At 70.8% G+C, this 14,879-nt stretch carries 13 protein-coding genes; 5 read left to right on the top strand and 8 right to left on the bottom strand.

The genetic code is table 11. The features are described from left to right. Window positions 1–41: 41 nt before the first annotated feature. Genes OG410_RS07270 through OG410_RS07260 form a run of 3 tightly spaced genes read left to right on the top strand, consistent with a single transcriptional unit; the run spans window position 42 to window position 3,238 of the window. The gene (locus OG410_RS07270) at window positions 42–1,097 is read left to right on the top strand and encodes a phosphotransferase family protein (protein ID WP_329298368.1); all 1,056 of its coding nucleotides are present in this window, start codon (window positions 42–44) and stop codon (window positions 1,095–1,097) included. A gap of 36 nt (window positions 1,098–1,133) precedes the next feature. Further along, the gene (locus tag OG410_RS07265; protein WP_329298367.1) at window positions 1,134–2,423 is read left to right on the top strand and encodes an FAD-dependent oxidoreductase; all 1,290 of its coding nucleotides are present in this window, start codon (window positions 1,134–1,136) and stop codon (window positions 2,421–2,423) included. Continuing rightward, window positions 2,420–3,238, top strand: coding sequence for a glycoside hydrolase family 16 protein (locus tag OG410_RS07260; protein ID WP_329298366.1), 819 nt, complete (start codon window positions 2,420–2,422; stop codon window positions 3,236–3,238). Before OG410_RS07265 ends, OG410_RS07260 begins: the two co-directional genes overlap by 4 nt. Before the next feature lie 48 nt (window positions 3,239–3,286). On the opposite strand, the gene OG410_RS07255 is transcribed toward OG410_RS07260, so the two are convergent. The 7 genes from OG410_RS07255 to OG410_RS07225 all read right to left on the bottom strand — a co-directional run bounded on the left by OG410_RS07255 (window position 3,287) and on the right by OG410_RS07225 (window position 10,974). Then, on the bottom strand, window positions 3,287–4,102 hold the full coding sequence (locus OG410_RS07255; protein WP_329298365.1) for a polysaccharide deacetylase family protein: 816 nt from the start codon (window positions 4,100–4,102) through the stop codon (window positions 3,287–3,289). Then, on the bottom strand, window positions 4,099–5,106 hold the full coding sequence (locus OG410_RS07250) for a glycosyltransferase family 2 protein (protein ID WP_329298364.1): 1,008 nt from the start codon (window positions 5,104–5,106) through the stop codon (window positions 4,099–4,101). Before OG410_RS07250 ends, OG410_RS07255 begins: the two co-directional genes overlap by 4 nt. Continuing rightward, a complete protein-coding gene (locus OG410_RS07245) occupies window positions 5,103–6,398 on the bottom strand; it encodes a lipopolysaccharide biosynthesis protein (RefSeq protein WP_329298363.1) in 1,296 nt (431 codons plus the stop codon). The genes OG410_RS07250 and OG410_RS07245 overlap by 4 nt, the downstream gene beginning before the upstream one ends. A gap of 61 nt (window positions 6,399–6,459) precedes the next feature. Next, entirely contained in the window at window positions 6,460–7,734 is a 1,275-nt protein-coding gene (locus OG410_RS07240; protein ID WP_329298362.1) for a glycosyltransferase, read from the bottom strand. Further along, entirely contained in the window at window positions 7,731–8,492 is a 762-nt protein-coding gene (locus OG410_RS07235; RefSeq protein ID WP_329298361.1) for a glycosyltransferase family 2 protein, read from the bottom strand. Before OG410_RS07235 ends, OG410_RS07240 begins: the two co-directional genes overlap by 4 nt. Before the next feature lie 224 nt (window positions 8,493–8,716). Beyond that, entirely contained in the window at window positions 8,717–9,145 is a 429-nt protein-coding gene (locus OG410_RS07230; RefSeq protein ID WP_329298360.1) for a hypothetical protein, read from the bottom strand. Continuing rightward, entirely contained in the window at window positions 9,142–10,974 is a 1,833-nt protein-coding gene (locus OG410_RS07225; protein WP_329298359.1) for a glycosyltransferase, read from the bottom strand. Before OG410_RS07225 ends, OG410_RS07230 begins: the two co-directional genes overlap by 4 nt. A gap of 492 nt (window positions 10,975–11,466) precedes the next feature. Between OG410_RS07225 and OG410_RS07220 the strand changes: the two genes are divergently transcribed. Then, entirely contained in the window at window positions 11,467–12,186 is a 720-nt protein-coding gene (locus OG410_RS07220; RefSeq protein WP_329298358.1) for an alkaline phosphatase family protein, read from the top strand. A 16-nt stretch (window positions 12,187–12,202) separates the two neighbouring features. Here OG410_RS07220 and OG410_RS07215 read toward each other — a convergent pair whose 3' ends face one another. After that, complete coding sequence (locus tag OG410_RS07215; protein ID WP_329298357.1) at window positions 12,203–13,285, bottom strand: GNAT family N-acetyltransferase; 1,083 nt, start codon at window positions 13,283–13,285, stop codon at window positions 12,203–12,205. 817 nt (window positions 13,286–14,102) lie between these two features. Between OG410_RS07215 and OG410_RS07210 the strand changes: the two genes are divergently transcribed. Continuing rightward, entirely contained in the window at window positions 14,103–14,801 is a 699-nt protein-coding gene (locus tag OG410_RS07210; RefSeq protein ID WP_329298356.1) for a hypothetical protein, read from the top strand. Window positions 14,802–14,879 lie beyond the last annotated feature (78 nt).

Here is a 14,879-nt window from a genome sequence, read left to right as displayed (position 1 = left end):
CAAGCAGGGGTCGTGCCGCTGACAGCCCGGCAAGGTCTGGTATGAAGACACCCGCCAAGATGTCCTCGCTCTCCGGTTTGCTGCCCCTCTACTTCCCGCGCGCTCTGGCCGGTCTCGACGACCGCCTCCGGGCTCACTGGCTCGTACGAGGCGCCGGTCCGAGGGACATCACCGTGGTCCGGCGCCCCTCGCTCCCCAAGGCGGGCCTGCTGGTGTTCGAGCTGCGGCACGGCGCGGAGCGCCTGGTGATCAAACACCCCAGGGACGAGGCCGCCGCCGCCGTCACGGCGCGGGAGTGGGAGGTCCTGCGGGAGCTCGCCGCCGACGGCCGGCTCGCCCCATGGCGCGCTCTCCTGCCTCAGGTCGTCGGCTCGCCCGGGCCCGGGGGGACCTTTGCCCAGACCGCGCTCCCGGGCGTCCCGGCGGAGCGGCTGATCCTGGACGCCTCCGGGGACCCGTACGCCGCCATGGCGCCCGCCATGCAGCTGTTGGCGGGCGTACGGTCCGCCACCGGGCGTCCCCGCAAGGCGGCCGACCGGGCCTCCGACTGGTGCGCAGCGCAGCTGACGGCTCTGTCCGCAGGAATGCCCCGTTACCGGTCCGGCCGGCGAGCGGCCGAATTCGAGGCCCTGCGCCACCGGCTGGACGCGGCCCTGACCGGTGCCGTGCTGACGGAGGGCTGGACCCACGGCGATTATCACCCCGGCAACGTGCTGCTCGGCCGCGTCCCCCTCCAGGTGACCGGTGTCTTCGACTGGAGCAGCGGCCGTGCCGACGGGCCGTGCGAGATCGACGCCTACTCCTTCGTCCTGGCCCTGCGCAGCACCCTCACCGGCCGCCCGCTGGGTGTCCTGGTCGCCGAGACGCTGCGCGCCGGCCGGATACCGGACGCCGACCGAGCCCTGCTCGCGCTGGCCGGGCTGGACCCGGACGACGGTGTCGCCGATCCGGTGGCGATTCCCCTGCTGAGCTGGCTGTGGCACGTGGTGAACAACGTCTGCAAGTCTCCGAGGTTCGGCCACAGCTACGGGTGGCTCACCCACACGGTCGCGCCCGTGCTCGACGAATGCGCGCGTTGGGCCGGTACGCGGCCGTGACGGCCGCGGCGCCGCCCGAGACAAGAGGGAGCGACCATGCCCATGAACACCCGGTTCGGCGCCCGGCACAGAGCGGCCGCGCGCAGGGGCATCCATGACGCGCCGCAGCGGCTGCCCACGGTCGTCATCGGGGCGGGCCCCTACGGGCTCGCCACGGCCGCCTGGCTGAGCGCGGCGGGGACACCGCGGCGGGTGTTCGGTGAACCCATGGAGTGCTGGCACGCCAACATGCCCGAAGGCATGTTCCTGAAGTCCGTCCCCGCCGCTTCCTCCCTCTCCGCGCCGGAGTCCGGATACCGTCTGGAGGATTTCCGCACCGCGCGGGGACGCGGCCCCGTCGGCGACCGGTACCCCATCCCCGTCGAGGAGATGATCGCCTACGGGCGGTGGTTCCAGGAGCGCCGTGTGCCGGAACTGGAGCGCCGCAGGGTCCGTGCCGTCGTGCCTGTCGACGGGCTGTTCGGCGTCACCCTGGACTCCGGGGAAGAGTTCCTCGCCGAGAACGTGGTGATGGCCACCGGGCTGGTCCCGTTCGCCCACGAGCCCGCGGAACTGGCCGGGCTCCTCCCGGCAGAGCTGGTCTCCCACACCAGCCGGCACCGTGATCCGGGCCGGTTCTCGGGACAGCGGATCGCTGTCCTCGGCGCCGGGCAGTCGGCCCTGGAGAGCGCCGCGCTGCTGCACGAGGCCGGGGCCTTTCCCACGGTGATCGCCCGCGCGGCGTCCGTCGCCTTCGGCGGCCCGCCCGACACCGACCGTCCCTGCGACCGGCCGCGTCCGGTACGGATCCTCAAGCCGGGTTCCCCGCTCGGACCGGGCTGGTCGCTGCTGGCGTGCAGCCACGGCGGCCGCGCGATTCGCCTTCTGCCGCAAGGGCTGCGGCTGCGGCTGCTGCACGACGTGCTCGGTCCGTCCGGCGGCTGGTGGCTGAAAGACCGCGTCGACGACCGGATCCCGGTGCTGTGCGGCCGCACGGTCCGCTCCGCGCGGGCCGAGGACGGCGGGGTGCGTCTTGAGGTCGGGGTCCTGGACACCGGCGGACGTACGGAGACCTTGCGGGCCGACCATCTGCTGCTGGCCACGGGGTACCGGGTGGACGTCGACCGGCTCGGGCTGCTGGCACCCGAACTCCGCCGCGAGGTCGAGACGTTCCACGGCGCACCCCGGCTGTCGTCCGGGTTCGAGTCCTCCGTGCCCGGGCTGTTCTTCACCGGACTGGCCGCCGCTCCCACCTTCGGACCCGTGCTGCGGTTCGTCGCCGGCACCGGATTCGCCGCGCGCCGGCTGGCCGGCTCGGTCGCGGCCGGGACCCGTGCCCGTCCATGACATCACGGGGCGCGGTGCTCGGTGTGCTCATGCTGTTGCTGGTGGCGTGCGGTGCCTGCGGTTCCCCGCCCGGAACGGCGGTCCCCCGGCCCGTGGTGCCCGGAGACTGGCGACTGGTCTTCCGCGACGACTTCGACGGATCGCGTCTCGACAAGGGCCGCTGGACCACGTGCTACGACTGGAACGAGCGCGGCTGCACCATCAGCACCAACAACGAACTGGAGTGGTACCAGCCCGGTCAGGCCACCGTGAGCGGAGGGAAACTGACCCTCACCGCCCAGCGCCGGGCCGTCCGCGGCAGCGACGGAAAGGTCTACCCCTGGGTGTCCGGCATGATTTCCACCGGCCGGGACGACTGGTACGCCCAGCCCCGGAAGACCTTCACCTACGGCTACTTCGAGGCGGCGGTCCGTATCCCGGAACAGGGCGGGATGGCACCGGAGTTCTGGATGATGCCCGCGAACCGCTACACCCCGCCCGAGGTCGACATCATGGAGTTCCTCGGCACCACGCGCAGGCTGTCGATGTTCGTGCACTGGAGGAACGCCGAGGGCGCCGAGAGGAAGGAACGGGGGACCTTCACCGCGTCCGGTTTCCCCGACGGCTACCACCTCTTCGGGCTGCTCTGGGAGAAGGACAGACTCGTCTGGTACGTCGACGGGGTCGAACGGTTCCGGGTGACCGCCCCCGAGCGCATTCCCCACGTGCCCATGGAAGTCATTCTGAACCTGGCCGTCGGCCTCCCCTACACCCCGCCGCCGGGCACCGACTCGGCGCGCATGCTCGTGGACTGGGTCCGGGTCTGGCAGCGTTGACGGTCCGTCAGCGGTCGGCGCGTTCGGGGTCTTTGGCCTCCCGCCGGGTCAGGCGGGTATCGCCCGGTAGGGCAGCCCCGTCATGGCTCTCGCCCGGCGGTAGGCACGCCAGCCCCTGGTCCGCAGTCCCTCGGCGAACGGTGCCACGGGTGCCCCCTCGCCGCCGGTCCAGAGTGCGAAGCGGCTGCGGCCGGTGTCGGCCCGGACCATGAGCCGGGCGAACCGCAGCGGATCGTCCCCTTCCGAACTGAAGGCCGAGTCCGCGCGGATGGCGGCGGCCGAGGTCCAGCCGGCCTCCCGCACCAGCGCGCGAACGGCGCGGCTGGAATAGCCGTGCGGGTAGGCGAAGGCGTCGACACGGTGCCCGAGCGTGTCCTCGATCCGCCGCTTGCACCCGGTCACCTCCTCCCGCACCGATGTCCGGGGCAACGTGTCCAGTTGCGGATGCGTCACGGAGTGTCCGCCGATCTCGACCCCGGCCGCGTCCAGCTCCCTGACCTGGGTCCAGTCGAGCGTCGCCACGGACGGGAACGGCCCGCCGTCCGACGGCCGGCCGGCGGCGCCCAGGGCGCCCGTGGTCACGTACAGGGTCGAGGGAAGTCCCCGTGCGGCGAGCAGCGGAGCCACCGTGGAGGCGAAGTCCGCGTATCCGTCGTCGAAGGTCAGCACCGCGGACCGAGGTGGCACCGCAGGACCGCCGAGCAGGGCGGCGACCAGTTGCCGCAACGGGACGACACGCAGTCCGCTGTCGGCGATCATGTCCAGGTGCTCCGCGAACGTGCGTGGACTCACCGTGAACGGGGCCAGCCACGGCGGTGAGTCGTCCGACACCGAGTGATACAGGAAGACGGGTACGACGCTCATGACGGGGCTGTCGTCGTCGGCGTCGCCACTCCGCGGCGACGCCGGGAGAGGGCCGGGGAGCCCAACGGCCGGATCGATCCGACGAGGTAACCGGCGACGGTCGCGCACACACCCCCGGACAGCGCCCCGATCGTGCGCAGCGAGCCGGGTCGCCGGATCCGGGTCACGTTGCGGGCGAGGGCCCGCGAGATGGTCGACCGCACGTACACGCGCTCGTTGGCCAGGGCCGGCCCGCGGCCGCAGCGCTGTGCCACCAGCGCCTTGGACAGTCCTTCGATGTAGCAGCGGTTGCGGAAGTAGGACCAGCTGGTACGGGACTCGGGGACCCGGTGCCGTATCTCGGCGGCCGGCTCGTACAGCAGGACGGCCTCCGGGTCGCGGGCGGCGAGCCGCAGGCACAGGTCCGTCTCGTCGCAGCTCGCCGCCGGACGGCTGCCCACGCGTCCGAGGGCGTCGAGAAAGCCGCCGACGGCGAGCAGTTCGCTTCTGCGGAAGGACATGTTGGCGCCGATGAAGTTGCGGACGCGGGCGGCCTGCCGGGGCTGTCCCCGGTAGGAGCAGCCCACCACCCAGTCGAATTCAGGGGGGAACCACACGGGGCGCGCCGTCGCCCACCACGGCCGGACGAACCCGCCGACGCCCACCACGCGGGGGTCGCCGTAGGGCGCCAGCAGACGGCCCGTCCATCCCGGTTCCGCGGTGGCGTCGTCGTCGAGGAAGGCGACCACGTCGGTCCGCGACACCGACACTCCGGTGTTGCGGCCCCCCGACAGACCGCGGCGCCGCTGGTTGGGCACGACATGGACGCCGGACAGTTCGCGTTCGGCGCGCTCCAGGAGGGCCTGGTTGTGGTCGACCACCAGCACGACCTCGTCTGCGGGCGGGTCCTGGACCAGCACCGACCCGATCGCGGCCCGCAGATCCTCCCAGCGGTCGAGGGTGTAGGCGCAGATGACGACCGACAGGGTGGGGACGGTGCGTTCGGCGGAGAGTGCGCTGTTCATGATGACCCTTCAGCGACGGGGACGAGCCAGCGGGACCAGGACACGAGCAGGAACGTGGCGATCAGGCATTGCGCGACGAGCCAGGCGAGGCCCGCGCCCACGACGCCGAACTCCGGCAGCAGCAGACGGGTGAGCCCGAGCACCAGGACGCACATCGCCACCTGCAGCCACACCGCCCAGCGCAGACGCCGCCGCGCGCGGGCCACGTCGATGGCCACGCTCAGCAGCAGGTTCGGCAGCGCGGACAGGGCCAGCAGCCGCAGCAGCGTGGTTCCTTCGGCGGCGTACGAGGCACCGAAGATCGACAGGATCTGCGGGGCCGCGGCGACCAGGACGACCGTGACGCCGGCCAGCAGCAGACCCGAGTGACGCAGGACGCGCAGGGAATGCTCAACGAGTCGTCCGGGCCCGCGCACGGACTCCGCGAGCAGTGACGTTCCCATGTTGCGGGCGATCAGGTAGGGCACGTACGCGACGCCCCAGGCGACCGAGTAGTAGGCGCTCTGCTCGGCACCGCAGGTGTTCAGCACGATCAGCGGGACCAGGGTGTAGCCGGCGGTCCGGAACAGGGAGCCGGCCCAGTCGGCCGCGGCGTACCCGAACATGCGGGGCGGCGGCGGCGCGGTCGTCGTCGCCCGCTCGTGCCGGGGGATGCCTCGGCTCATCAGGATGTAGTTGGCCACGACCAGCGAGACCACGAGAGCTCCCGCCCACGACAGCAGTATCCCGGAGAAGAAGCCCAGAGCGGCGCCCAGAGCGAGCAGCAGCATCTTCGCGACGGCGAAGATCAGGTTCTCGCCCACGACCCAGCCCGGCATGCGGACCGCGGTGAGCGCGCCGTCCTGCAGGACGAAGACGGCGTAGCCGGCGGTCGCCACCACGAAGCAGGTCGCGGTGACCGGTGTCAGCAGGAAGCCGAGCCCCGGTTCGACCACCGGCACCAGCGCGAGGAACACCACGGCCACCACCACGCTGAAGGACGTGCTCGCCGCGTAGCAGGTGAGGACCAGACGGCGGGTGCGGCGGCCGGCGGTCGGCACGAACCGCACGAGGAAGTCGTTCAGGTTGAGCTGCCCGATGCCCGTGAGGAGGAGGGACGCGGAGAGCGCCGAGTAGCTCAGGCCCACGGTCCGCTCGTCGTACCAGTGCGTCGCGAAGGTCCAGAAGAAGAAGCCGAGGCCCGCGTTGACGAGGGAGCTGACCGCGAGGACGTGTCCCGTGCGGAGGACGGGCTCACCCGGGAGCGCGGCGGCGACACCGGCGCGCAGCATGCCCAGGGGCCGTCGTCGCATGTCGGCGCCTCCTGCTGCCGATTCGGTCACCCGACGGGTGTACAAGCTGCTCACCTCGTCATCAGGTTCCGGGGCCGGCGCCGGTGAGGCGTCCGCGGAGATAGCCGCAGGGGCCGTAGACCATCCCCCGCATTTCGAGAAGCGCCAGGTGCCGGGACCAGTCGGCCTCGGGATCGGCGCCGCGGTCGCGTGATCGGGTCATGGCGTAGCGGATGCCGCGGGGCAGCCGTCGTAGCAGGGCGGGCAGCCGGCGCGGGTCGCTCAGCAGCGCGCCGGTGAGATAGGCGCCGAGGCCGGCGCCGTAGCCGAAGGCCTGTGCGGCCACGGCGTCCATCGTGCGGTGATGACAGTGCCAGACGATGGCGTTCGGCTGGTAGGCGAGTGTGTGACCGGCCGTCAGGATCTCGAAGAAGGCGAGCAGGTCGTCACCGCCCCGGCCGGGGGTCCCGGCACCGGTCGCCGTGTCGAAGCCGCCCAGGGCGCGGAGCGCGGTGGTACGGAACGCCATGTTGGCGCCCGAGCCGAAGCGCCCGGCGGTGAACGGGAACAGTGGGTCCGCCGGCGGATCGAACAGGGACCAGGTGCGCGGCGCGTACCCTTTCGCGAATCCGCCCTGATGTTCGAGGGCGGTCTGGGCCTGGGTCTCCAGTTCGGCGGGCACGATCAGCCCGGTGACACAGCCGATCCGTGTGTCGTGTGCGAACGTCTCGGCCACCGCCGAAAGCCATCCGGGGTCGACGAGCGTGTCGTCGTCGGTGAAGGCGACGAGCGATCCGCGCGCCCGGCCGAGCCCGAGGTTGTGGGCGCGGGCCAGCCCGGCGACGGGTTCGCGGACGTAGTGGACCCGTCCGGTGAACTCCGAGCGGACCAGGATTTCGGCCGTGTCGTCCGCGGGGGCGTTGTCGACCACGATGATCTCGAACTCGGGATAGGCCGAGCGCAGCAGCGAGTGCAGGCAGTGCCGCAGCTTCTCCGGACGGTCACGCGTGGCCACGATCACGCTGATGACGGGTGCCTGCCGGACTGTGTGGCGCCGGACGCCACCGTCCGAGGGTCCGGTCCGGTCCATGGCACGGTGCAGGGCGAGCTGCCCGGCAAGTTCCAGGTGAGCGGTGTCGGCCAGCGCCTGCCACAGGCCCTCGGGTCCCGAGGCGTCCGCGGCGCTGACCATGCCCAGGGGACGGCCGTGCAGGCGTACGAGCGCCCGGGCCTGTCCTCGTGGTCGGGCGGGTCCCCGGTCACCGGGCAGCCGGAACTCGGCCGGACGGGCCAGGTCGATGTCGACCACCGGCATCGGGGGCCGGACGAGGGGGGAGCGGACCGGGGCGGAACTCACGATGTGCTCCGCGCGGGTCGCGTGGGTCGCGCGGCGGGGGACCGGGCGCCCGGCCGTTCCGAGAACAGGGTGCGCAGCACCCGGCGCCCGTCGGATATGGCGTGGAGGTTCGAGCAGCCGCTGCGCCGGGGCAGTTCCAGGCTGGGGACCTCGGCGATGCGCAGACCGGAGCGCAGCGCGTGCACGATCATCTCTGCCTCGATCTCGAAGCCGGCGGCGTGCAGGTCCAGCTGGTCGAGGAAGCTGCGCCGGAAGGCGCAGTAGCCGTAGCACAGATCGGTCAGGCAGGCGTCGTACAGCCGGTTGGCGGCGAGCAGGAGCACACGGTTGCCCATCTTGCGGATGGGGGTGATGTCGAGCGAACCACCGCCGGCGACGAACCTCGAGCCCTTGACGAAGTCGTAGCCGTGGTCGAGGAAGTGCACGAAGTGGGGGATCTCCGCCGGTGACATGCTGCCGTCGGCGTCCATCATGACCACGTAGTCCCCCTTGGCCTCGAGGAAGCCGGTACGCAGCGCGTTTCCCTTGCCGGGGCCGTTCTGCCGCACGTTGCGGACGGTCGGCAGGCAGTGCTGTGCCATCGGGACGGTGGCGTCGGTGGAGTTGCCGTCGACGAGGATGACCTCGTCCACACACGCCGGGATCTGTTCGAAGACCCATGCGATGTTGCGCGCCTCGTTGAGGGCGGGGACGACCAGGCTGACGGTGGCCTGTGCCCCGGCTTCACGCTCGTTACCGGTGATCGTGTCGTTGTACATGATCATGCATCTCCGAGTGCGCCCATACGGCATATGTTTACGACGTATATCTACACCTTTACCCGATTTGTGAGCGACGTCAAGCGAGCGGTGGAGTTCTCCGGGCGACTCGGATCAGCCCCGGCCGGGCAGGCCGCGGCGGAGAGGGTGTTCCGGGCGGGTGGGACCGCCGCGAAGCCCTCACCTGGACGTCAGCGGCACCTCGGCGAGGCCGCCGCGGCTTCTCACTCGGAGGTCGGCGGCCCGGATCGGCCGCTGTCGGTCGTCGGCGGGCCCGGGTCCGGGGCGCTCCGCGGCGTCTGGCGCCGGGCTCCGCCGGGCCGGGGCGGCAGGGCCAGGACGGAGGTGACGGCGGCGAGTGCGAGCAGCGCCCGGGTGACGGTGAACGCGCCACCGAGGAACAGGGGCTCCACGACGAGCACCGCCATCGACAGGCTGAGCACCAGGGCCAGGACGCCCGTCTCCAGAACCGCGGTGCGGTCCGTGAGACGCCGGACGCCCGGCCGGGCCCACCGCGAGGCCGCCAGGCCGGGACAGACGAGCAGGAACGCCGTTGTCACCGTGGCACGCAGGACCAGGGCGTCCGGCAGGAAGGTGACCACGGCCAGGGCCACCCAGCCGGACAGCGCGAGTCCCCAGCGCAGGGAGGTCACGGCCCGGCTCGGTTCCTCGCGCCCTGATACCGGTAGACCACCGCGTCCTTGCTCCGGTAGACGGGGATGTAACTCGGGGTCTTCGACAGGGCCGAGTCCAGGCGCTGCACGGTACCGCCGGGCAGGATCCCCCTCTGGTAGAGGTCGGCGGCCTGAGCCCGGCTCAGGATGATGTAGGCGGGCTGCTGCGGGCTGGCCCGCTGGATGAATCCCTCCAGGCCCTTCACCGGATCGTTCACCAGGCGCCGCCGGTCGTCGATGTCCTGCGCGTCCAACTGCACCTGGGGGTTCTCGTCGTACCGCAGGTACAGGCCGGGCACGGCCGACGTCAGGGAGACGACGGTGGACCCGGGAGGAGCGGTGGCCGCGACGAAGCGGCCGGCCGCCACCTCGTCCTTCGTGAAGTAGTTCGCCGACTCCTTGCCGTAGTAGCCGAACATGAGTCCCCCGAGCAGGGCGAGCATCAGCGGAAAGGCGGCCAGCATCTGAACGCGCGGACGTCTGCTCCGCTCGAGAAGGAGGACGGCGATCAGGAGCGAGGCCGCGGGCAGGGCGAACAGATAGGCGCGAAAGATCATCTCTCCGCCGTAGGCGTTCGCCGCCAGCAGCGGCAGCGGAGCCACGACGAGCAGCGGCAGGCCGGTGCGGCGGACCCAGCGGTGGGCCACGAAGGCGACGGCCGCCAGAACGAAGACCGCGGCGGACAGGCCCCGGTCGACCCAGGACACCACGATCTGACCCGGGGCCGCGGCGCCGAGGGCGGCCAGCCCGGAGACGACGTTGGTGTCGGGTTTCAGCAGGGAGTTCAGGAAGTCGCTCAGGTTTTCCGAGAGGTAGGGGCGGGCGACGGTGGCGTCCCAGAGCACGGCCAGTACCACCGTGCCGGCCAGGACGGGCAGGACGACCCGCCGGTTGCGCCGCGGGAGCGACAGCGCCACCAGTGCGCTGACCAGCATGAACGGTGTCAGAGGGTGCGAGGAGATGATGACGGCCGCGATCACCATGACCGCCACGAAGCGGCCGACGGGCCATCGGCCGGCGCGTGTGTCGCCCGTCCGGTACAGCGTCGAGGTGGGCAACTGCCCCATGACCAGGGCGATCATCGTCACGAAGAGCAGGAACGCGAAGGCCTGGGGGGCGAAGTAGTCCTGCCCCACCCAGGAGCACGAGTAGTAGACCCATGCCGCCCCCCAGATCAGCCGGCGGTCACGCGTCACCGTCCGGAAGAACAGCAGCAGAGGAGCGAGCAGCACGGCGTTGAACACGGGCGGGGTCCACGTCGCGTAGCCCAGCGCCGAATGCAGACCGGTGGCCTGCAGGAAGAACGCGTTGAGGTCGAAGAATCCGGGCCACTGGTTGTAGATGGCGAGCTTGTCCGCGTTGGGTACCTCGCCGTGGTGGCGGATCACCGCGTCGACGACCGCCACGTGTTTCCACGCCCAGCTGTAGCGCAGTGTCGGGTAGAGCAGTGTGGGGGTCGCGTGGATGACCGCGATCAGACCCAGGACGTATCCCGCGAACCATCCACCGCCGGTTCGCCGGCCGGTCAGTGCCAGGCAGAAGCCGAGGGTGAGCAGGCCGACGGCGACCCAGAAGAGCACCGGCAGCACCTGCAGCAGACCGTAGTCGCGCATTCCGGCGAGATCCACGTGGCGCAGGGACAGCAGCCAGAGGGCGAGGGCCGAGGGAAGGATCAGGCGTGTCGCCCACTGGAGCGCGGTGGTCCGGTCGGAGGGGCGCCGCTCCCCGGCGGCGGCACCGGGCCGCCGGGCCACGGCGTTGGTGAAGGACGCCACGCGCCCGCCTGTCAGCGTCTGGAGCTTGCCCATGAAGAGGTCTCCCGGGGAACCCGTGTTCCCACGACGGCTCTCAAGACGCGGAACGCCGACTGCTCGAAGGGGCCGGCCGTCCTCCCGCCGCGGCCGGCAGGGGCGTTGACTCGACGCATGTGGCACCTTCCGGATCCGGCCTGTCGGTCCCCCGCCCCGGCACGGCGGCCATGGGCGACACGGCCGTCGACTCCCGCTGGTCGGTCCACATCAGCGCTGGATGTCGACCAGAAAGAGGTATCAATACCGATTGTGACGGTAATTCCGATTGCTGCAAGTGGCAGTTCACGGCGGTCACGCGCGGCGCGCGTCGAAACGGTCCCCGGACAGAGAGCGGAGAAACCACAAGTGAGAGGCGTACGACTGGGGCCGGGACGCCGTCCGGCGAGACGGCTCCTCGCGTGGGCGGCCGTGATGGCGACGCTCCTGACGACAGCGGGCTGTGACGATTCACCGGCTCGAACCGGGCTTCCCCGGCCGGACCACATCGTCGTGGTGATCGAGGAGGACCAGTCGTACGACGCCGTCATCGGAAGCGCGGAGGCCCCGTACCTCAACCAACTGGCCCGGCAGGGCGCCTCGCTCACCGAGTTCTACGCCCTCACCCACCCCAGTCAGCCCAATTACCTGGCGCTCTTCGCGGGCTCCTTCCTGAGGGTCGACGACGACTCCTGCCCGCACAGGCTCACGTCGCGGAATCTCGGCACTCAACTCCTCCAGTCCGGCCTGACCTTCGTGGGCTACGCGCAGAGCATGCCGCGCGTCGGGTTCACCGGCTGCGCCGCCGGCGCCTACGTGCGCCGGCACAACCCGTGGGTGAACTTCACCAACCTTCCCGCGTCCGTCAACCGCCCGTGGACCGACTTCCCTCGCGACTTCGCGGATCTGCCGACGGTCTCGTTCGTCGTCCCCGACCTCGAACACGACATGCACGACGGCGGTGTGCGGCGGGCGGACACCTGGCTTCGGAACAATCTCGGCGGCTACGCGGACTGGGCGATGACCCACAACAGCCTGCTGGTCGTCACCTGGGACGAGGACGATGCGAAGGGACCCAACCATGTCCCCACCGTCCTGGTGGGTGAGCATGTCCGGCCGGGCGACCATGCCCAGCCGAACAATCAGTTCGGACTGCTGCGCATGATGCTGGACGCGTACGGCCTGAAACCCCTCCACCACAGCGACGACGTGGAACCCGTCGACGTGGGGTGACCACGGGGAGGAGACCTCAGGGGTCCTGAAAGCGGATCAGGCGTTTGACGGCCGTGCGCAGCCGGCGATCGGCCGCCGAGACGGGAAGCCGTTCCCGGAGGAGGCGCGGGGAGGGGAAGCTCTCCGCTCCGAACCCCGCCTTGAACTCGGCGAGGGAGGACCCCGGGACGGACTCTCCCATGTCGAACGTCCGGCAGCCCGCCTCGCACGCGTCCTCGATCGCCAGCCGGTAGAGCAGGGGGACGGCGCGCACCGGATGAGCCAGTTCCCGGTCCATGGCGCTGCGCCACATCTTGGCGTGACCGCCGTGGCGCAGGACGATGGACGCCCCGGCGGGCTCACCGCCGCGCCAGGCCATCCAGATCGCGCACCTGTCGCCGAGCCGGGCAGCCACCTCTTCCAGCCGGCTCAGGGGGAACTCCCGCGTTCTGCGCCAGCGGGCCAACGCCAGGGGCTCGTGCTGCTGTTCGGCCCAGCGCACGATCGACTTCCGGTACAGGTGGTAGAAGGCGGGAACGAGCCGGCCGCCACGATCCACCTCGACGTCGACCTCCGAGCGCTCGGCCCGGCGGATCTCCCGTCGCATACGACGTCCGAAGCGCTGCTCCCAGACGGTGCCGAAGCCGCCGTCGAGGTTCACCATCTGCGTCATGTGGGGATCGAGGCCGAAGCCGGTCGCGGCGCTCGCCCATACGGCCTGGTCCGCCGGCCGCAGCCGCACGCCGACCCGGAGCGCGCGCAGCCGCGCGAGGTCGGCGAACACCGCGCGTGCCTCCGCCGGACTCACGCTTTCCGGGCACACCGGCCCTCCTATGCCCCATTGGGCGGGCCAGGACTCCTCCGTGCCCAGGATCCGCGGGCGGTGCCTTCTGGCGACCAGGGGGAGTACGAGCCTACGGCCTCGCTCGAACTCGTAGAGGCGGCTCGCGTCCCGGTACGGCCCTGTGGCGCACAGGCAGTCCAGCCAGAGCGGGGTCTGACTGGGGTTGGTGTCCGGGTCCTTGCCCGCCAGCTCCCACCAGACGGCACGTGGAGCCGGTGTGGTGATGTGCGCGAGCCCGGCCGGAGTGCCGATCAGGAGCTCAGCAGGTGCGTTCACGGGCCTCTCCCGCCCGGCGCAAGGGCCCCGCGAGGACGACGCTCGCGGACCGAGGACCCACGTGCCCACCATCGATGCTAGGCGGGGCGTCCGGGCCGGGCATCTCGGTGGGACCGGGTGTCACTCGTCCTCGAAACCGATGAGTCGCTTCACCGCACTCCGCAGCGGCTGATCGCCCGCTGTCAGGGGAAGCACTTCCCTGCGACAGCCGAACGACGGGTAGCCGTGAGCGCCGAGCCGTTCCCACCGCCGAAGCGCCCGGCCCGCAGCACGTACGCGCCGTCCACGAGGATCCGGCCCGGCTTCCCTCGAATCGCGTGTCGGGACGATCCCGCCGGAATTTCCGAATTCGTAAAAGCGGCTGGCGTCGTCATAGGAATCCGTCGCGCAAATGCAGTCCAGTCGGCCCGGGGTCCGGGTGATCAGTGCTTTGTCGCTATGGTCGGCCAAGCGCTGCCAATTATCCCGGCGCGCCGGAGTCGTCACGTCGAGAAAATCCCGGCTAGACGAGGCTCGGGAGCCCGGAAAGCGCATGGCGCCGGTTCCTCACGCGTCGCGAACGGCAGGCGTTCTGAACCTTCACCCATCAAGCGTGCTCTGCCGCTGACCAGGCCGCATCCCGGGGACGTTCGGGGACCGTCCGACTCTGCGGGGCCAAATTGTGGAACACCGGGGTAAAAGGTATTATTGATTCGATGCGGCAATGCGAGTGCTCGAATATCGCCAGTCGATAGAGGTATCCGTGGACCAGTTGGCCGGAACTCAGACCTCCACGCGCATGGTGCGTGTCCATCAGCGATTCCCCTCGATTCGTTTGATGCTCGCCGCTCGTCGCAAACTCGACGACGGGATCGATCTGCTCCGCCTCAAACTCGACGCGCTGCCCGACGGTATCTACCAGCCGGTCCCGGGCATACATGTGCGCAGGGCCAAACGATCCGTCGGTACCGGGTCGCGATGGGCGGCGATGGAACCGGTCGTCGAGCGGCTCGGAGTCGAGAGCGCGCTGGACGTGGGCGCGAACGTCGGCTACTTCCCGATCATGCTTGCCCGGCGCGGGATACCCTCCGTCGCCCTGGAGTCGGATCCGAAATATGTCCGGACGGCGACGACGGCCGTGCGACGGAACCAGCTGGACAACGTGGCGGTGATGAGCCTCGAGTTCCGCCCCGACACACTCGCCCTTCTGCCGGCGACCGACTGCACCCTCCTGCTGTCCCTCTGGCATCACCTGGTGCGGGAGCTGGGTTTCGACACCGCCACCGACCTGCTGCGAGGGCTCTGGGCCCGGACCGGCAAGGTGATGTTCTTCGACAGCGGCGAGAACGAGATGCCCGAATCGTTCGGACTGCCGCGCATGGTGCCGACGCCTGATGTCTGGCTCACGGAGTATCTGCGGAAGAACTGCAGCGGCGGGCGGGTCGAACATCTCGGCCGGCACCGCGCCTTCGACGCCGACGGCCTCCCCACGGACCGGGCGCTCCTCGCCGTGATCCGGGAAACGCCGGATGAATAGGAGCTGTTGACCCCTTCGTTCAGGTGGGGCGCAGTTCTCGCCTCCCGCCGCAGGTCCGCCTCGCGCATCAACCCGAAG

It is taken from the genome of Streptomyces sp. NBC_00659, assembly GCF_036226925.1.
Classification (GTDB): domain Bacteria; phylum Actinomycetota; class Actinomycetes; order Streptomycetales; family Streptomycetaceae; genus Streptomyces.
Note: the sequence above shows the minus strand (reverse complement) of the source record. Positions and strands in the feature narration are given on the sequence as shown.

Bases quoted from the DNA above. Each gene is read 5' to 3' on its own strand.
- OG410_RS07235 (WP_329298361.1), bottom strand. From the start codon at position 8,492: ATGTACAACGACACGATCACCGGTAACGAGCGTGAAGCCGGGGCACAG.
- OG410_RS07265 (WP_329298367.1), top strand. From the start codon at position 1,134: ATGCCCATGAACACCCGGTTCGGCGCCCGGCACAGAGCGGCCGCGCGC.
- OG410_RS07210 (WP_329298356.1), top strand. From the start codon at position 14,103: ATGCTCGCCGCTCGTCGCAAACTCGACGACGGGATCGATCTGCTCCGC.
- OG410_RS07250 (WP_329298364.1), bottom strand. From the start codon at position 5,106: ATGAACAGCGCACTCTCCGCCGAACGCACCGTCCCCACCCTGTCGGTC.
- OG410_RS07270 (WP_329298368.1), top strand. From the start codon at position 42: ATGAAGACACCCGCCAAGATGTCCTCGCTCTCCGGTTTGCTGCCCCTC.
- OG410_RS07260 (WP_329298366.1), top strand. From the start codon at position 2,420: ATGACATCACGGGGCGCGGTGCTCGGTGTGCTCATGCTGTTGCTGGTG.
- OG410_RS07245 (WP_329298363.1), bottom strand. From the start codon at position 6,398: ATGCGACGACGGCCCCTGGGCATGCTGCGCGCCGGTGTCGCCGCCGCG.
- OG410_RS07225 (WP_329298359.1), bottom strand. From the start codon at position 10,974: ATGGGCAAGCTCCAGACGCTGACAGGCGGGCGCGTGGCGTCCTTCACC.
- OG410_RS07255 (WP_329298365.1), bottom strand. From the start codon at position 4,102: ATGAGCGTCGTACCCGTCTTCCTGTATCACTCGGTGTCGGACGACTCA.